The sequence below is a fragment of the Gramella sp. AN32 genome, assembly GCF_023718305.1.
In the GTDB taxonomy this organism is placed as follows: domain Bacteria; phylum Bacteroidota; class Bacteroidia; order Flavobacteriales; family Flavobacteriaceae; genus Christiangramia; species Christiangramia antarctica.
Genome location: NZ_QEYO01000006.1, coordinates 20,428 through 39,706, shown reverse-complemented (window position 1 = coordinate 39,706; position 19,279 = coordinate 20,428). Strand labels below are relative to the sequence as shown.

The following is a 19,279-nucleotide window of genomic DNA, read 5'->3' as shown; positions in this document are numbered from 1 at the left end:
GCGAAGTGAGTTCAATTCTTTTAGGATTTAAACCGTTACGGGTGAACGAGAAACTGCAGACTAGCTTTTTTGTTTCTCCTGAGCAAAGACGAAGGATTCAGCAATGGAAAAGAAAAAAACGAAAATCAAGCAGTTTCTCTATGGGATTCCTCACTACGTTCGGAATGACTTCCACTATTAAATGCTTCAGAATAATAAATAATTAAAAGAATATCACCCAGGTCATTTCGACCAAAGGGAGAAATCTCATGATCAATTAGCAAAAAGGAATTTACCGAAATCCTGCTTACATATTTCTATTGCGCTAAGTGACAAATCATTTGCCATTGTGGAACTCCTAAAAAATTTCTAGCGAAGGAAATTGATGTATTTTTTAGCATATCAAATAAGATGCTGAAACAAACTTAAGTTAGCTATCGGGACAGCATGACGGCAATTCTAAAAACCAGCATCGTCACCAAATAAAAAACGTTAATGGTAGCGTAGCGAAGCAATCTTAGAGATCGAACTGAAATCATGAGACTGCCGCACTATATTCTGTTACGCTCTCAGAGACACAGATTTTCAAATTAGAACATTTTCAAATTGGTAGATTGGTACATTTTCACATGCAACTTTCTTACTTTCTAGTGTTTTTAGAAAAATACTTCTGAAATTTCCAGTAGGAAAGTCCTCCTAAGACTGCCACCACCGCGATGGAATAATACACAAAAGTTGGTGTGATCACCTTATCGCCACTTGCATAGGAATGAAGGCCGGTAAGATAAAAATTCACCCCAAAGTAAGTCATCATAATGCTGGCAAAGGCGATTACAGCCATAAGGTTAAAAAACCAGCGGCTACGCAATCCCGGCACTAAACGCATATGGATTACAAAGGCGTAGATCATAATACTTATTAATGCCCAGGTTTCTTTTGGATCCCAGCCCCAATACCTACCCCAGCTTTCATTTGCCCACTGGCCTCCCAGGAAGTTACCTATCGTTAGCATAACCAGACCCACCGTTAGGGCCATTTCTGTAATTATCGTGATCTCACGAATGTTGAGATCCATTTTCTTCCTGTTCTTATCATTGGTAAGGATCATTAATAACAAGGAAACAACTCCCAGGATCATCCCTAGGGTAAATGGCCCGTAACTACCCACAATTACAGAAACATGGATCATCAACCAATAAGAATCCAGTACGGGTACCAAATTGGCAATTGCCGGATCCATCCAGTTCCAGTGCGCGATCATAAGGATCATAGAAGCGACAAAGGCTGTGGAGGCAATAGTAAGATTTGATTTTCTTCCGAAAGCAAGACCAAAAAACATGGTTGCCCAGGCGACATAGATCATCGATTCGTAGGCATCACTCCATGGGGCATGCCCGGAAATATACCATCTCGCAGCAAGACCTAAAGTATGTACCATAAAAAGCAGCAGAATAATGATAGCACTGCCTTTTATCAATCGTCGAATAATTTTAGTATCCTTAAATATCTGAAAAATCACAAATACCAGCATGACCAGGCCGGCGGCCATGTACATCCAAAACAAATTCCTGAAAACGTCGTATTTATTATAGAGAATTTCAGCATTTACTTTATCTTCTGAAGGCAAAACTTCTGCACCAAATTTTGACTGGTAGCTTTTGATACTTTCCAGATATTGATCAGCTTTGGAATAATCCCCGTCTTTTCGCGCGGTTCTAAGCGCATTCATGTATAATGGCAAAATTTGTTTGGTATACACTGAATCCATCCCGGTAAGGTTGGATTCTTCCACTTCAGGAAAAGAAACCCATTTGTTATTTTCGTCATCGGGGATGGGGAATATTTTTAGAATTTTACCCTGAAGCGCCTGGTAAAGCAGGTTTACTTTTTTATCAGTATCGATAAAATCTTTTTGAAATTGATTGGGCACGGCAGCTTTATACGCCGATTCGAGGAATGGAGATAATTTATAATTTCCTTCTCCATCAAAGAAATCTGTTAAAGTGAGATATTTTTTACCTTCTTCAACGTCCAGAATATGATGTAAACTGTCGTTTTTCTTCTTCACATAAATCAGAGGAGCACCATACCAGAAAACAGGATTTTCAGTCATGGAAACCAATACCTGGTCTGAAGATAAACCGGCGTAGGTATCAGATTTGCTTAATTTCCGAAGCAATTCAGAAGAATAGGTATTTGCGGGTTTCATACGCCCGCCCGCATCCTGAATGATCAATCTTCCAAATTTCTCGGCATGTTCGGGAGCAACCGCGTTATGGGCGATCACACTATCGATTTGGGTAGAAGAAGTTTCTGTATGATCATGTTCATCCTCCTGGGCATTTCCGAAGAAACTGCAACCAAAAATCAATAATATTACCGCCAGATTTTTCTTTTTATCCTTGATCTTATCCAGTCTAACTTTTAAATCGCCAAATCTTGAAGTTTTATCGAAAAGGATCCACATTAAAGCGAAGTATAAAAGAAAATACCCAATATAGGTGATCCAGGTTCCCCAAAAATCATGGTTCACAGAAAGTACGGTACCTTTTTCGTCAGGCTGGAAACTGGACTGAAAAAAACGATATCCGCCATGATCCAATACATGGTTCATAAATATTTCATAAGGCACATTGGGTTTGCCTTCTTCAACAATTTCAACTTTACTCTTGAATGATGCATAACCAGGCGTAGCCCTATCGGCCGTACCGGGATATTTTTCAGCTATAAAATCATTGAGTTTTAAAGCAAAGGGAAGTTCTTTATTGATCGAGCCATAATTAACGAAAATATCGAGGCCGGCAATATTGATCTCCTGAGGATCTGCAACTACCCCTTTTCCACCTAAAAGAGTCACCGTTTCCTTTTCCCCTTCTGAAGAAATCTCTATGGTCACCGCATCCATGTCTGCTTTACTTTTTGGATTCGTAGAAACGATATCATAGGTTCCCCGAACTACCGGCTCCGGAATCACAAACTGCATCGTTCCAACTGAATAGAGGGAACGTAACATCAAAGTTTGGGTTGAATCTTTTACCAGCTGGCCCTCTAACTGATCTGCCATGCGCATAAAAGAACCATCAAAAGGAGAATCTATCAAATACTCCTCATTGTCATCAACACGTATATTAATAGCCCCATCCTGAGGATTGTTCAGTGTAAATAAAACATTATGAATGTTGCTAACTTCACCTTCCTTTAGATAATGATCGTGACGGGAACCATCTCCAGCCTCTACAATTTTTAGGTAATTTTCACCATCTTCTGTGGGCACTAAAGCTTCCTCAGCACCATTGATGAAATTGGTAACTTCAAAGCTTAATTTTTGTCCGTTAAAATCGGTATTCAACGAATAATCGTTTTCCACTTCAGGCCCAAACAACACATCTTCCTGCAAAATGCGTCTTCTAGGCTCGCCATCAATTTCCCCATCTATAAAAAAAGTAAGGTAAGATTCCTCGCTCATAAACTGGTTCGTTGTTTCACCTTCCCGAATGGGCATGATGCCTTCGTAACTTATATATCTGGTAATAAAGGCGCCAATTAGAATTAAAATAAACGACATATGAAGCAGTAGCGTACTCCACTTTTTCTTTTGAATAAGCTGATAACGCTTGATATTTCCTATGAAATTGATAAGGAACAATAACATGATCAATTCAAACCACCAGGTATTATAAATGAGGATTCGGGCGGTTTCTATGGTGTACCAGTTCTCTATAAAAGTTCCCATTGCCATGGCAATAGGAAAAATGATAAACAGAACGGCCATTAAACGGGTAGAAAAAAGGAGAGAGGCTATTTTTTTCTGCATGGAAAATAGATCTTTTAAACGGGTGCAAATTTAAGTATATATAATCGTTTTAACAGGTTGGATCGAACTCAATATTCATGGATATATGTTAATTTTATTCAGATGTTTTTTTGGTATTTTAGCCAAATGATTCGAGTGAGCATTATTGGGGCAGGAAATTTGGCCTCTCACCTTTATAGAACTTTCATTCATAATGATGAAATACAGCTGGAAAAAATCTTTAGCAGAAAGGCGGGCCGTCTTAGTTTTGTTCAGGAAAACGAATTAAAATCCCATTCACTTGAAGAGTTAGGCGATCCAGATATTATTTTTCTTGCGGTAAAAGATGAGGCGATTGTAGAAGTTGCCCAGAAATTATCCATAAAAAATGGCTTTTTTGTGCATTGTTCCGGCGGGAATGAATTGAAGGTTCTTTCAGAATTTGAGAATCATGGAGTTTTCTATCCTTTGCAAACATTTTCTAAAGATAAACGAATCGATTTCAGAAATATTCCCATTTGTATTGAAGCAAATTCTGAAGAAAATTTGCAAAAATTGAAAGATTTTGCCAGCCTTGTGAGCGAAAAAGTTTTTGAAGTTGATTCTGAAAAAAGAAGAGCGTTACATCTCGCCGCGGTTTTTGTGAATAATTTCACCAATCACCTTTACACGATTGCTTCAGATTTTTGCAGTGAAAATGGAATTCCCTTTGATATTTTAAAACCTTTAATGAAGGAAACAGTCTCAAAACTGGATACGCTTCCGCCCTATTCCGCACAAACAGGACCTGCCATAAGAAATGATAAAAAAACCATCATGGCCCACATGGAAATGCTCAATGAAGAACACAAAAAAATATATAAACTGTTAACCGCATCTATTCAAAAAATACATGGAAAAGAGTTATAAAGAACATTTAAATAATATATCCACTTTTATTTTTGATGTAGATGGGGTGCTTACCGATGGTAATATCCAAATTAGTACGCATGGCGAACTTTTAAGAACGATGAACACCAAAGATGGTTATGCGATGAAAAAGGCCAAAAATGCCGGTTACACGGTTTGCATTATCAGCGGTGGTAAAAATGAAGGCGTGCGCAAAAGATTGAGGGATCTTGGAATAAATGATATTTATCTTGGGGTTGATGATAAAGTGGAGAAACTGGATGAATTCTTCGATATTTATAACATAACTCCTGAAGAGGTTTTATATATGGGTGACGATATTCCAGATTATTACCCAATGAAACTGGTGGGGCTACCCTGTTGCCCCCAGGACGCTGTTCCAGAAGTGAAAGATATTTCCCTTTACATCTCTCATAAAAAAGGAGGCCAGGGGTGTGTTCGTGATGTGATTGAGCAGGTAATGAAAGTACAGGGAAAATGGATGGAGGTTAATTCCTAAAGGATGCATTATTTAAAACTAATACGTGCTGGCAACCTGGCCTTTATCGCTACCACCATGTACCTGGTAAAATACGGACTTTTTCATCCGTTTGGTGTGGATGTTAGCCTCGATTTTTTAGGATTTACGCTCTTGGTTCTTGCAGTGGTGTGTGTTGCCGCTTCAGGTTATGTAATCAATGATATTTACGACTACCAGGCAGATCTTGATAATAAACCCGAAAAAACCCTTGTTCGCCAACATATCCCGGAGAAAACAGCTTACACTATTTTTATTATGCTGAATATTATTGGCGTGGGGCTTGGGTTCTACCTTTCCAATATGATCGGTCAGCCGGGTTTTTCAGCATTTTTTATTTTTGGTTCGGCAATTTTGTATATCTATAATTCACAACTCCAGGAAACTATTTTGGCGGGGAATATTTTAGTGAGTGTTATTGTAGGATTAATTCCGGTTGGAGTTGGGCTTTATGATCTATACCCGGCAATCACTCCGGAAAATCAGCAATCACAATCGGTCATCTTCAGTATTTTGCTCGATTATTCCCTTTTCGCATTTCTGATAAATTTTATCCGGGAGATTGTAAAAGATGCGGAAGACGTTGATGGTGATTATAATGCCGGTTACAAAACACTCCCCATAGTCTTGGGAAAATCAAGAACCAATAAGGTAGTTTTCGCCCTGGGATTGATTCCAGTTGGTTTTTTGGTCTATTACATTTATACATATCTCTTTGAAACCACAGGAGCCGTGATTTACGCCCTTTTATTACTGCTTGCACCCCTACTCTATTTTGAAATCAATATTTGGGAGGCAAAAAAGAAAAAGCAATATTCAAGATTAAGCCTGGTACTCAAATCTGTCCTATTCTTTGGCCTGCTTTCTATAGGTTTGCTCCAATTTATCCATTTATAATATGCTGAAAGAAATTTTAAAAGATCACGAAATTATTCTGGCTTCCGGATCCCCAAGAAGACAAAAATTCTTTAAAGATCTTGACATCCCTTTTACTATAACCTTAAACCCCGTAGAAGAAATTTTTCCTGATCACTTAAAAGCGGAAGAGATCACTGATTTTTTAGCCGAACTAAAGGCTGAAGCTTTTCAGGATAGTCTGAAACAAAATCAAATTCTGATCACCAGTGACACCATCGTGTATTTAGACAATCTCGCCATGGGAAAACCGAAAGATTTTGAAGATGCCTGTACCATGCTCAGGAAACTAAGCGGGAAATCCCATGATGTGATCTCCTCGGTGACTTTTACAACTTCAGATTTGCAAAAAACCTTAAACCATACGACAAAGGTTTATTTCAAAAATATTTCCGAAGAAGAAATTCAATATTATGTAAAAAACTTTGAGCCTTATGATAAGGCGGGTGGCTATGCCATCCAGGAATGGATTGGTTTGATTGGAATTGAAAAGATTGAAGGAAGTTACAATAACGTGGTGGGACTTCCCACTCATCTTGTTTACTTCACTTTAAAGGATTTGTTACAAAATTGATTGTTATCTTTAAAAGAAAAATGAAGATCTGGATCAATTTTTTTTTGATTTTCATGCTTTTTAGCTGTAAAGATTCAGAAGAAATTCCCAAGGATTTTAAACTTACTGAGGAGTTTAAAGATTATTGGTTTTCAGGTGAAGCTGAAATAACTTCATACGATCTTCAGCAAAGCCGGTATGGGGAAAACCGTGAGGGTGAAACGGTGATGATCTTTGTAACCGAAGATTTTTTAGCTGAAGAACAGGTAAAGGCAAATTCAGGTTCTGCTTCGAACATTCCAGTTTTAAAGCTCAATGCAACGAAAAATTTCGTTACAGGAATTTATCCGTACAGCATTATGCAAAGCGATTTTTTTCCTCTGAATGGTGAAGAAAATGCAATTAAGATTTCTACATCGATTCAGGAGTGGTGCGGACAGGTTTATATGCAGCTCAATAACCGCAGTAACTACAAGATTAGCAGCCACTCCTATTTTGAGGGCGAAGCCGATCAGGATTTTACGGTACCAAAGGCACATCTTGAAAATGATCTCTGGTTAAAATTGCGTATTGCTGCAGATAGTCTTCCGGTTGGCGATTTTAAAATGATCCCTGCCTTCGAGTTCCTTCGGTTAAAGCATATCCCTGTTCAGGCCTATGATGCATTTGGAGAATATTATTCCGAAGATTCCCTCAATATTTATCAGGTAGAATATTCAGAAATTAAACGAAAACTGAAAATTTTTTACCGGCCTTATTTTCCGTTTACTATTGAAAAATGGGAAGAATCTTACGAGTCGGGATTTGGAGAAAATGCCAAAATGATGACCAGTACAGGCGTAAAAAAAGCCAGGTTGAAAATCGATTACTGGAACAAAAATGCAAAGATTGACATATCTTTACGCGATCAATTGAAATTAAAATAATGTACGACCTTCTTCTTATTCATACGCGCGAGCTCATCTACACGGCGATCATTATTATTTTTATTTCTGTCATCCAGTTTATATTGAAAAAAGCTGCTCACCGCGTTGGTGAAAAGGGGGGGATAAATTTGAACAGGACCCGGCTGATGTTTAAATACATCAATATTCTTATCATCTTAATTTCCATATTTTTACTTGCTTTCGCCTGGGGAGTAGGCTTAACAGATCTTGCCCTGGTTTTCTCTTCTACCTTTGCCGTAATTGGCGTTGCCCTGTTTGCCATCTGGTCTATTTTAAGCAATATCACTTCCGGCGTGATCCTGTTTTTTTCGTTCCCTTATAAGATTGGCGATACCATACGTATTCACGATAAAGATTTTCCTTTTGAAGGCATGATTGAAGACGTGAAAGCTTTCCATTTGCACTTACGAAATCCTGAAGGGGAATTGGTGACTTATCCCAATAATTTGATATTGCAGAAAGCAGTTACCCTGGTAACCAAGGATGAGCTTACCAGCGATGATAAAGACGGCCTGTAAAAGAAGTTCCAATTTAGTATCCCCTAGACTTCTAAAGTTTTTATATTTGATAAAACTCAATATGTATATCCGTTTTTTATCAAAATGTTTATCGCATCACCCTGAATGTATTTGACTCCGTCGAATCTTCGATTTCAGGATTTCAATTATTATAAACATTTATAATTTTAGAAGATTCTGAAATAAATTCAGAATGACGCACTTTATTACTTTATGAAATTTTACGGACGATCAAAACCTCAACTACTTATGCGAAAATTAATTTTTGCAGCCTTTTTTTTCTGTCTATTAAACCTAAACGCCCAGGCTCCTGAAAAATGGACTTCTTCGCAAATATATGAGCACATTGAAAAACTGAATTTTCTTGGCTCTGTGCTCTATATCGCGGCACATCCCGATGATGAAAACACCCGGCTTATCTCCTATTTTTCGAATAAAGAAAATGCCCGAGCCGCTTATTTGTCGCTAACCCGTGGCGATGGAGGACAAAATTTGATTGGCCCTGAACTTCGTGAAAAATTAGGGGTGATAAGAACCCAGGAACTCCTGGCCGCAAGAAGAATTGATGGAGGGCAACAGTTTTTTACCCGGGCGAATGATTTTGGTTATTCCAAGACACCTTCAGAAACACTGGAGATCTGGAATAAAGACGAAGTTTTGAGTGACGTGGTTTGGGTGATCAGGAAATTTCAACCAGATGTTATTATAAATAGGTTTGATCACAGAACTCCTGGCAGTACACATGGCCATCATACTTCTTCAGCAATTTTAAGTGTGGAAGCTTTTGATCTGGTAAATGATAAAAATGCCTATCCTGAGCAATTAAAATTTGTGGATGCCTACCAGCCAAAAAGGTTATTTTTCAATACCTCTCCATGGTTTTATGGAGGTGATGAAGAATTTGAGAAGGCCGATAAATCTAAAATGTTGAGTTTCGATACGGGAACTTATTTCCCCCAAAAAGGACTTTCCAATCCTGAAATTGCTGCTTTAAGTAGAAGTAAGCACAAATCACAGGGATTTGGTTCTTCAGGAAGTCGTGGAACGCAAATGGAATATTTGGAATTGCTAAAAGGCGAAATGCCTTCAGCTGAAGGAGATATTTTTGCGGGTATTAATACGAGCTGGTCACGAATTGAAGGAGGCGAGGAAATTGGAAAAATACTAAAATCGGTTCAGGATACTTATGATTATAGCGATCCTCAGAAAAGTATTCCGGAGTTATTAAAAGCTTATCAGCAAATTCAGAAGCTGAAGAATGGGCACTGGAAAGAAATTAAGACTCAGGAGATTAAAGATATTATCTACGCTGCCGCCGGCCTTTATTTTGAAGCAGCTGCGGAAAGTTCTTCCGTAAATCCAGGCGAAAATGTGCAGGTAAGACTGGAGGCGATTAATAGAAGTGATCAAAATATCATTTTAAATGAAATAAATATCCAGCCCGGAAACGCAAATTTGAAACCGAATAAAACTCTCAAATTCAATGAGGATTTTAATGAAAATTTAAATTACCCTATTCCCGAAGAAATTAGTTATACGAACCCATATTGGCTCAATGAACCGGGAACAACGGGGATGTATGCCGTAAAAGATCAAAAATTGATTGGCCAGCCAGAGAATCCTTCTGCCACTAATGCAATTTTCAGGGTGACTATTAACAGAATTCCCATATCATTTGAGAAACTAATCGTGTATAAATTTAATGATAATGTTTTTGGCGAAACCTACCAGTCCTTTAACATTGTCCCATCCCTGGCTATTAGTTTCAATGAAGATCTGCTTATATTCAGTAATGGGGATGCAAAAGAAATTTTGGTCAATTTAACATCAAATCAGGCAAATACTAAAGGCAATTTAAAACTCAAGGCTAAAACCGGGTGGAACATAGCACCTATCAGTCAGGAATTTTCGATTGCCCAGGCTGGAGGCAGCATGGCATTAAAATTTAAAGTAACTCCGCCAAAAGATCAAAATCAAACTGATCTTTTAGCGGAAGCTGAAGTGAATGGGAAAACATATTCCTCATCAGTTTCAGAAATAAACTACGATCATATTCCCAATCAAAACCTGATCACCCCGGCTAAACTAAATTTAGTAAAACTAAACATTACTAAAAAAGGACAAAATATAGGTTATATTGAAGGCGCTGGTGACGTTGTTCCGGAAAGCCTTGAGCAAATTGGTTATAAGGTAACTAAAATTCAACCTTCCTCCATTAGCCTGCAGCAATTGAAAAAATTTGATGCGGTGGTGATGGGAATTCGCGCTTATAATGTTGTAGACGAACTTCAATATAAACAATCTATACTTTTAGAATATACCAAACAGGGAGGCACACTTATTATTCAGTATAATACCAACCGGGGATTAGTAACAAATGAGCTGGCCCCTTTCAGTTTAAACCTATCAAGGGACAGGGTTACAGAGGAAGACGCAAAAGTTACTTTTCTCGCTCCTGAACATCCCATATTAAATATTCCGAATAAATTGACCCAGAAAGATTTTAAAGGCTGGGTGCAGGAAAGAGGCTTATATTTTCCCGATTCATGGTCTCAAGAATTTACACCTATCTTAAGTATGCACGACAAGGATGAACCGGTAAGGAATGGAAGTTTATTAGTTGCCCCTTATGGAGAAGGATATTTTATCTATACGGGAATTAGCTTTTTTAGACAGTTTCCTGAAGCAGTTCCCGGAGCTTTTAGACTTTTTGCCAACATGCTTTCAATAGGAAAATAATGGAAGAGCACAAGGAAAAATATTACTGGAAAAGAAGTTATACGGTGGTGCTCATCGCCAATCTGCTCTATATCATCATCTTTTATTTCATCATGAACCATTTCACCTAATATGCAATTAATAGACTGGATTGTACTTATTGGAACTATTACTTTTATAGTGTGGTATGGGGTGTATAAATCCAGGGGAAGTAAAAATGTACGCGATTATATTGGTGGCGGAAAAGATGCTCGATGGTGGACGGTAGGATTATCTGTTATGGCAACCCAGGCAAGCGCCATCACTTTCTTATCTACGCCGGGGCAGGCTTATCATGACGGGATGGGATTTGTACAATTCTATTTCGGACTTCCTATAGCAATGGTGATCATTTGTATTGTTTTTATTCCCATTTATCACCGATTAAAAGTTTACACCGCCTACGAATATTTAGAAACACGGTTCGATAAAAAAACAAGAATTTTAACCGCTTTATTATTTCTTGTGCAACGCGGGCTTTCTGCGGGAATTACCATTTTTGCTCCAGCTATTGTTTTATCGGCAGTTTTGGGTTGGAACCTAACTTATCTTACCATTATTATTGGAGCATTGGTGATCATTTACACCGTTTCCGGGGGAACCAAAGCGGTAAGTGTGACCCACAGGCAACAAATGGCCGTGATCCTTACCGGGATGATCGTGGCATTTTTTATTATTGTAAGCTATTTGCCGGAAGCCGTTACGTTTACAAATGCGCTGGAAATCGCCGGTGCTTCAGGCAAAATGGATATTTTGAATTATTCTTTTGATCTGGAAAATCGATACACGATCTGGAGCGGACTCATTGGCGGTACTTTTCTGGCCCTCTCCTATTTTGGGACAGATCAAAGCCAGGTACAGCGTTATCTCACGGGAAGTTCGGTAAGGGAAAGTCAGTTAGGCTTGATCTTTAACGGTTTGTTAAAAGTCCCGCTGCAATTCTTTATTCTGTTGGTTGGAGTAATGGTCTTTGTATTCTACCAATTCAATACTTCCCCGCTTAACTTTAATCCTGCGGCGACCGAGACGGTCATGAATTCTGAATATGCCAACCAGTACGAAGATCTTGTTGTGGATCATAAAGACATTCAGGAGGAAAAACAGCAGTTGAGTCTTAATTATGCTGAAAATAAATCTTCCATGAACAAGGAAGATATTGCCTATTTTGAAAGTGAATATTTGCGACTGGACCAGCAAGAAAAGAAAATTAGGAAACATGCCCGCGAGTTTATCGACGCTTCCGGTGAAGATGCTGAAAGCAATGATAAAGACTACGTTTTCATCCATTTTATTCTGAATAATTTACCCCGCGGTTTTATAGGTTTATTGCTTGCGGTGATTTTAAGTGCGGCCATGTCATCTTCCGCTTCAGAATTAAATTCCCTGGCCTCTACCACCACTATCGATCTATACAAGCGAAATGTAAAAGGGGAAAGATCTGAGCGTCATTATTTACTGGCGACTAAATGGTTCACCCTAATGTGGGGGATTATCGCAGTTATTTTCGCCAGCCTCGCTGATCTTTTTGATAATTTAATTCAGCTGGTGAATATCATTGGAAGTATTTTCTACGGAAATGTTCTGGGAATTTTTCTTTTGGCATTTTTTATAAAATCTGTTCGAAGTAATGCCGTATTCATCGCCGCGATTATTACGCAGGTGATTGTGATCATTGTCTTCAAGTTAGATTTAATGCCTTATCTATGGTTGAACTTATTGGGCTGCGGACTGGTAATTGGAATTGCTTTCATCTTCCAGATATTTCATAATAATTCAGATAATAAACTAACTACAACATGATAAACTGGGGAATATTAGGACCGGGAAAAATCGCGCATAAGTTTGCCACCGGGTTAAAAGATGTAAAAGGAGCAAAACTCTATGCCGTCGCCAGCAGGGAAGTAGAAAAAGCTAAAATATTTTCTTCGGAATTTAATGCGGAAAAGTCCTATGGGAATTATGAGGAATTGATGCAGGATCCAGATGTTGATGTTATTTATATTGCAACCCCCCATGTTTTCCATCACCGGCAAACTATCCAATGCCTACAAAATGGAAAAGCCGTGCTTTGTGAAAAACCGATGGGGATCAATGCTGCTGAAGTAGAGGAAATGATAAAGCTTGCAAAGGAGAAAAATCTCTTTTTAATGGAAGCCCTATGGACACAGTTTTTACCACATTTTGAATTTGTAAAGCACAAAATAACTTCCGGAGAATTGGGAAAAATTAAATCTTTAGAAGCTGATTTTGGTTTTTTTAAAGAGTTTGACCCGGAAAGCCGATTGTTCAACAAATCCCTGGGTGGAGGAAGTTTATTGGATATAGGGATTTATCCTATTTTTTTAGCTTTGGAACTATTAGGAATGCCCGATGAAATTGTAGCTGATGCAAAATTTACTGAAACAAATGTAGATTCAGAATGTATCATGGAGTTCCAATATCCGCATAACGTAAAAGCTTCACTCTTCTCCACTATTCAGCAGGAAACGCCAACAACTGCTGAAATTACCCTGGAGAAGGGAAAAATACATTTAGATTCCAGGTTTCATGAACCAACTTCAGTAAAGGTTTTTACGCCAGAAGATGAAAAAAATTTTGAATTTGAGATTCCTTCCAATGGTTACTATTTTGAAGCAAAACATGTTACGGAAATGCTTCAGCAGGGCAAAAAAGAAAGTCCTCTTATGAGTTTTGAAAAATCCCTGAATTTAATCAGCCTTATCGACGAGGTAAAAAGTAAGATCGGTTTAAGCTATTCATAAAAAAAGCCGCAAGGAGAGGCGCTTTCAGTATTTCTATAAAATATTTAAAATGACAGACAAGCCAAAACTCAAAAATCCAACGAGCTGTTTCTTCCCAACGCTGGACATCAGTTAGCCAAAAAAATAAGTACTTTGTGAACTGAATAAAAATTAAACCAGTGAATGACTGTAAATAGTAACCAAAATCCTGAACAAATAGCTCGTGATAAGATAGACGCAATGCTACGAGAAGCTGGATGGGTAGTTCAGTCGAAAAACAGAATTGATTTATCTGCAAACAAAGGAATTGCAGTACGTGAATACCAAACAGATGTTGGCCCAGCCGATTATGTGTTATTTGTAGATCGAAAACCTGTCGGGATTATAGAAGCCAAACGCGAGGATGAAGGGCATAGGCTTACGGTTGTTGAAGATCAGTCCACTAATTATGCTAACGCAAAATTAAAATACTTAAATAACGACCCTCTGCCTTTCGTTTATGAAAGCACAGGAACAATAACAAGATTTACAGATTATCGAGATCCTAAACCAAGAGGTAGAAATGTTTTTAGTTTTCATAAACCGGAAACGATTGCTGAATGGTTAAAAAAGGGAAAAAGTATTCGGGAAAGATTGTTGACAATACCTGCTTTAGATATTACAGGGCTTCGTCCGGCTCAAATTGTAGCAGTAAATAATCTAGAACATTCTTTCAAAAAGAACAGACCGAAAGCCTTAATTCAAATGGCAACTGGTGCCGGTAAAACATTTACCGCAGCAACATTTGTATATCGATTGCTAAAACACGCGGACGCAAAACGTATTTTGTTTTTGGTGGACACCAAGAACCTTGGCGAGCAGGCAGAACAGGAATTTATGACCTTTCAGCCCAATGACGATAATCGGAAATTCACAGAATTATATAATGTGCAGCGGTTATCATCAAGCTACATTGCTTCAGACAGCTAGGTTTGTATTTCAACAATACAACGCCTCTACTCTATTTTAAAAGGAGAAGATTTAGACGAAAGTGCGGAGCTCGAGAATCCCAACGAGAATTCGTGGCTACAGAATAAAATCTCTAAAAATAAAGCTGTTCCCGTGGAGTACACGCCAAAAGTGCCCATAGAACAATTTGATTTTATTGTAGTAGATGAAGCTCACCGTTCTATTTATAATTTATGGAAGCAAGTACTGGATTATTTTGATGCTTTCCTTATTGGTTTAACTGCAACCCCAGATAAAAGAACTTTCGGTTTTTTCAATGAAAACGTGGTTAGTCAATATACCTATGAAGAATCGGTAACAGATGGGGTGAATGTGCCTTATGATGTGTACACAATTGAGACCGATATTTCACAAAATGGCGCAATGATAGAATCTGGTTGGTTGGTGGATAGACGAGATAAGCTTACAAGGGCAAAACGCTGGCAACAGGAAGATGAAGACACAGATTATAAGCGTAACGATTTAGATAAGAAAGTTGTAAATCCTAGCCAGATTAGAAATATTTTTCGAGAATATAAGAAGGCTTTAAAAACAACTATTTTCCCAAAACGAGTAGATGAAAACGGTGATTACGAAGTGCCTAAAACATTGGTCTTTGCAAAAACCGACAGTCACGCAGATGATATTATAAAAATCATCAGAGAAGAATTTGACGAAGGCAACGACTTTTGCAAAAAGGTAACCTACAAAATTGAGGAAGACCCAAAATCGGTACTGAACCGTTTTAGAAATTCTTATTATCCTCGTATTGCAGTTACTGTAGATATGATTGCCACGGGAACAGATGTAAAACCTTTAGAGGTTTTGTTGTTTATGCGTGATGTAAAAAGCATCAACTATTTTGAACAGATGAAAGGTCGTGGAACACGGACTATCAATAGCGATTCCTTACAACTAGTTACAAAAACAGCAAAAAGCAAAACACATTTTGTGATAGTTGATGCTGTGGGTGCAACCAAATCTAAAAAGACAGATAGTAGGCCTTTAGAGCGAAAACCTTCTGTCCCTATGAAAGATTTATTGGGAGCAGTAACAATGGGAGTTGCAGATGAAGATTTGTTTTTGTCTCTAGCAAACCGATTAATTCGATTAGAAAAGCAAATTACAGAAAAGGAAAAAGATAAGTTAATGGAGTTTTCTGGTGGTAAAAACCTAAAGCAAATTACCAAAGAGTTAATTACAGCTTTCGATCATGATGCTATAGATTCTAAAGCTCAAATTGAGATTGACAAAATTCCTATAGAAGACCAAACTCCTGTTTTAATAGAAAACGCTAAAAAGCAAGCCCAAGAACAATTGATTTTAGATGCGAGCAAGACCTTTAACGAGGAATTAAACAACTATGTTGAAAACGTTCGGAAACAACATGAACAAATTATGGACAGCATAAACATAGATACTATTATTAAAAGCGAATGGGATACCACTTCTATAGATAAAGCAACAGAAATTATAAAAGATTTTACCGAATATTTAGAAGCAAACAAAGACGAGATAAAAGCATTAAGCATTTTTTATGACCAGCCTTACAATCGAAGAAACATCACCTTTAAAATGATCCAAGAGGTGATGGAAAAATTGCAATTGAAAAAACCATTGTTAGCTCCAGACTATGTTTGGGATGCCTATGTCACCCTGAGCGCAGTCGAAGGGTCTCATAAACCCAAAGACCAATTAACTATTTTAGTGTCTCTAATTAGAAGAGCCTGTGGTATAGATAAAGAATTAAAGCCTTATGACAGTACTATTGAAGCTAACTTTAATAAATGGATTTTTAAACAGCATACCGGGCAACACAATCGCTTTACGCAAGAACAATTGGATTGGCTTAGAATGATAAAAGACCACGTAGTGAGCAGTTACCATATAGAAATTGATGATTTAGATTACACCCCTTTTGATGCCAAAGGTGGTAAAGGAAGAATGCATCAATTATTTGGAGACCAAATGAACGAGATTATTAACGAATTGAATGAAGTATTAGCAGCATAATGAAAGAATATTGTGAAATAAATTATAAAGATGCTGTTTTTAAAATTTCAACTACTAAACAAAAATTAAAACAGAAAGAATATTTACAAATAGGAGAAATTCCTGTTATTGACCAAGGCCAATATATAATAGGTGGATATACAAACGATAAAAATAGAATTCTAAATTGTGAATTGCCAGTCATTATATTTGGCGACCATACGAAAAACGTTAAACTAATAAAATTTCCTTTTGTACCTGGAGCGGATGGAACTAAGGTTTTACAACCTAAAACATATGTTTCACCTTCCTATTTATATTATATAACTGAAGTTCTAGTCTTTAAGATAAAAGACAAAGGCTATGCTAGACACTACCAATATATTGAAAAGGAAAATTTCCCACTAGTTTCTGTTCCAGAACAAAAAGCCATTGTCAAAAAAATAGAAGAACTTTTTAGCAGTTTAGATAGGGGTATTGCAGACCTTAAAAAAGCACAAGACCAATTGGTTATTTATAGGCAAGCGGTTTTAAAAAAGGCTTTTGAGGGAAAATTTACCAAGGAATGGAGAGAGAAACAAACCAACTTACCTTCTGCTGATGAATTATTAGAACAGATAAAAGAGGAACGCCAAAAGCATTATCTAATGCAAGTTGCTAATTGGAAAGAAGCTGTTAAGTTTTGGGAGAAAAGTGATAAAACTGGTAAGATGCCTGTGAAACCTTCTAAATATAAAGATTTACCTGAAATTAATACTGAAGAATTAAAGTCAGAAATTACAATTCCTAAAAATTGGGTTTATAAAAAAATTGGAAATATTACTGGTTCTATTGTCCCAAATAGAGATAAACCAAAATCTTTCAGCGGAAATATTCATTGGGTTACAACACCTGATTTAAATTTGAACTCAATAAAAATCAATTATAGAAATATTGAAAAAGGATTAACCAAAGAAGAATGTCAGAATTATAACGCTAGAATTATCCCAATTAAGAGTGTTATAATGACTTGTGTTGGAATGCTTGGCACTAGTTCAGTAGTTGAGGAAGAGTTAGTGATTAATCAACAATTACACGCTTTTTTACCTTCAAAAACCTATTTACCTGAATATCTGGCTTATTTGATAAGATTTAATATTTCATATTTAGAACGTTCATCTACTGCTACTACTGTGCAATATTTAAATAAAACTAAATGCAATAGTCTTCCTTTTCCATTATGTAGCATCGATGAACAGCACCAAATCGTTCAAGAAATAGAAAGCCGTTTATCGATTTGTGATAAAGTAGAGGAGAGTATCGAAGAAAGTTTAGAAAAAGCCCAAGCACTCCGCCTGAGCATCCTTAAAAAAGCTTTTGAGGGGAAATTGTTAAGTGAAGAAGAAATTGAACAATGCAAACAACATAAAGATTACGAGTCTGCCAGTGTTTTGTTGGAGCGGATAAAAGCAGAAAAACATCCTTAATCTTGTAACCCACAAATTAATCACAAACTAATTTGTAACTCATATTTTGTTATATTTGGTTTACAAAATAGATTGCTACTCATACATAAGTCACAAAATGAAACCGTATCAACCTCATAAATTACCATTAAATGACATCGATTGGTCTAAACTTATAGACCTTATGGGAAAAGCTAATCGTTATATAGCCAGATATGATGGCTTGTTACAATCTGTAATTAATCCAGATGTGCTGTTGGCACCATTGCGTACCCAAGAAGCAGTCCAATCCTCTAAAATCGAAGGGACACAGGCATCTTTAAAAGATGTATTGGAGTATGAAGGCGACCAAGATGTAGAAGAATACAAAAAAGGAGATATTTATGAAGTTATAAACTATCGTATCGCATTGCGCGAAGGCCGTGAACAAATGCAGACTAAGCCACTTACTTTAAATCTTATTCGCAAGATGCACGAAATTTTAATGCACGATGTTAGAGGTAATAGTGCAGATCCAGGCAACTTTAGACGTATTCAAAATTTTATAGGGACACCAGGTTCTGCGATAGACAACGCAAGGTTTGTTCCACCAGCAGTTCCAGTGATGAAAGAGGCCTTGGGCGATTGGGAGCACTACATGCATCACGAAGAGTTAGATGTGATTGTACAGTTGGCAATTGTGCACGCCCAGTTTGAAATAATTCATCCATTTTTAGATGGAAACGGTAGGATGGGTAGAATTTTAATACCATTATTTCTGTATCATAAACGCATTATTCACGAACCTGTTTTCTACTTGAGTGATTATTTAGAAAGTCATAGATCTGACTATTATGATGCTTTAAAAGATATAACAGATAGTGGAAGTTGGATTAACTGGATCCGGTTTTTTCTTAATGCAATTATTGTGCAGGCAGAACAAAATATTAAAAAGACTAGAGCTATTATAAATCTTTATGAACAAGTAAAAAAAGAGGTGACAGAAAGCACACATAGCCAGTATGCAATTCATTGTTTAGATACTATTTTCATTCAGCCTATTTTTTCTACTAATTATTTTTCAAGAAACTCGGGCATCCCAAAATCTAGTGTTACTCGACTTTTAGATATATTGGTAAAAGAAAAGGTCATTGAAATTGCGCAACTTGGAGCAGGCAGAAGACCCACTATTTATGCATTTAAGAGGCTGCTAACTATTGTAAATGGATAAGAACAGTATTCTATTC

The 19,279-nt window shown here is 37.3% G+C and carries 13 protein-coding genes and 1 pseudogene; 13 read left to right on the top strand and 1 reads right to left on the bottom strand.

What is annotated here, in order from left to right:
• Positions 1–619 precede the first annotated feature (619 nt).
• Complete coding sequence (gene ccsA, locus DHD80_RS08495) at positions 620–3,793, bottom strand: cytochrome c biogenesis protein CcsA (protein ID WP_251740736.1); 3,174 nt, start codon at positions 3,791–3,793, stop codon at positions 620–622.
• 126 nt (positions 3,794–3,919) lie between these two features.
• On the opposite strand from ccsA, the gene DHD80_RS08490 reads away from it, so the two are divergent.
• The 13 genes and pseudogenes from DHD80_RS08490 (at position 3,920) to DHD80_RS08430 (ending at position 19,263) form a co-directional block, all read left to right on the top strand.
• The gene (locus tag DHD80_RS08490) at positions 3,920–4,681 is read left to right on the top strand and encodes a Rossmann-like and DUF2520 domain-containing protein (protein WP_251740906.1); all 762 of its coding nucleotides are present in this window, start codon (positions 3,920–3,922) and stop codon (positions 4,679–4,681) included.
• The gene (locus tag DHD80_RS08485) at positions 4,665–5,180 is read left to right on the top strand and encodes an HAD-IIIA family hydrolase (RefSeq protein WP_251740735.1); all 516 of its coding nucleotides are present in this window, start codon (positions 4,665–4,667) and stop codon (positions 5,178–5,180) included. The genes DHD80_RS08490 and DHD80_RS08485 overlap by 17 nt, the downstream gene beginning before the upstream one ends.
• 3 nt (positions 5,181–5,183) lie before the next feature.
• On the top strand, positions 5,184–6,095 hold the full coding sequence (locus DHD80_RS08480) for a geranylgeranylglycerol-phosphate geranylgeranyltransferase (RefSeq protein ID WP_251740734.1): 912 nt from the start codon (positions 5,184–5,186) through the stop codon (positions 6,093–6,095).
• A gap of 1 nt (position 6,096) precedes the next feature.
• Positions 6,097–6,687 carry a Maf-like protein gene (locus DHD80_RS08475; protein ID WP_251740733.1) on the top strand — a complete coding sequence of 197 codons (591 nt, stop codon included), beginning with the start codon at positions 6,097–6,099 and terminating at the stop codon, positions 6,685–6,687.
• Between the two features lie 53 nt (positions 6,688–6,740).
• On the top strand, positions 6,741–7,592 hold the full coding sequence (locus DHD80_RS08470; protein ID WP_251740732.1) for a septum formation inhibitor Maf: 852 nt from the start codon (positions 6,741–6,743) through the stop codon (positions 7,590–7,592).
• Positions 7,592–8,131, top strand: coding sequence for a mechanosensitive ion channel domain-containing protein (locus DHD80_RS08465; RefSeq protein WP_251740731.1), 540 nt, complete (start codon positions 7,592–7,594; stop codon positions 8,129–8,131). The genes DHD80_RS08470 and DHD80_RS08465 overlap by 1 nt, the downstream gene beginning before the upstream one ends.
• A 249-nt stretch (positions 8,132–8,380) precedes the next feature.
• Positions 8,381–10,870 (top strand): PIG-L family deacetylase, encoded by a 2,490-nt coding sequence (locus DHD80_RS08460; protein WP_251740730.1) that lies wholly within the window; start codon positions 8,381–8,383, stop codon positions 10,868–10,870.
• 111 nt (positions 10,871–10,981) lie between these two features.
• A complete protein-coding gene (locus tag DHD80_RS08455) occupies positions 10,982–12,688 on the top strand; it encodes a sodium:solute symporter (RefSeq protein ID WP_251740729.1) in 1,707 nt (568 codons plus the stop codon).
• Positions 12,685–13,650 carry a Gfo/Idh/MocA family oxidoreductase gene (locus tag DHD80_RS08450; protein WP_251740728.1) on the top strand — a complete coding sequence of 322 codons (966 nt, stop codon included), beginning with the start codon at positions 12,685–12,687 and terminating at the stop codon, positions 13,648–13,650. Before DHD80_RS08455 ends, DHD80_RS08450 begins: the two co-directional genes overlap by 4 nt.
• A gap of 162 nt (positions 13,651–13,812) precedes the next feature.
• Positions 13,813–14,958 (top strand): annotated as a pseudogene (locus DHD80_RS08445) (DEAD/DEAH box helicase family protein); the annotation flags it as partial.
• A 42-nt stretch (positions 14,959–15,000) separates the two neighbouring features.
• On the top strand, positions 15,001–16,629 hold the full coding sequence (locus tag DHD80_RS19995; RefSeq protein ID WP_347709966.1) for a type I restriction-modification enzyme R subunit C-terminal domain-containing protein: 1,629 nt from the start codon (positions 15,001–15,003) through the stop codon (positions 16,627–16,629).
• Positions 16,629–18,074 carry a restriction endonuclease subunit S gene (locus DHD80_RS08435; protein ID WP_251740727.1) on the top strand — a complete coding sequence of 482 codons (1,446 nt, stop codon included), beginning with the start codon at positions 16,629–16,631 and terminating at the stop codon, positions 18,072–18,074. The genes DHD80_RS19995 and DHD80_RS08435 overlap by 1 nt, the downstream gene beginning before the upstream one ends.
• A gap of 97 nt (positions 18,075–18,171) precedes the next feature.
• Positions 18,172–19,263 (top strand): Fic/DOC family N-terminal domain-containing protein, encoded by a 1,092-nt coding sequence (locus DHD80_RS08430; RefSeq protein ID WP_251740726.1) that lies wholly within the window; start codon positions 18,172–18,174, stop codon positions 19,261–19,263.
• The last annotated feature ends 16 nt before the right edge of the window (positions 19,264–19,279 follow it).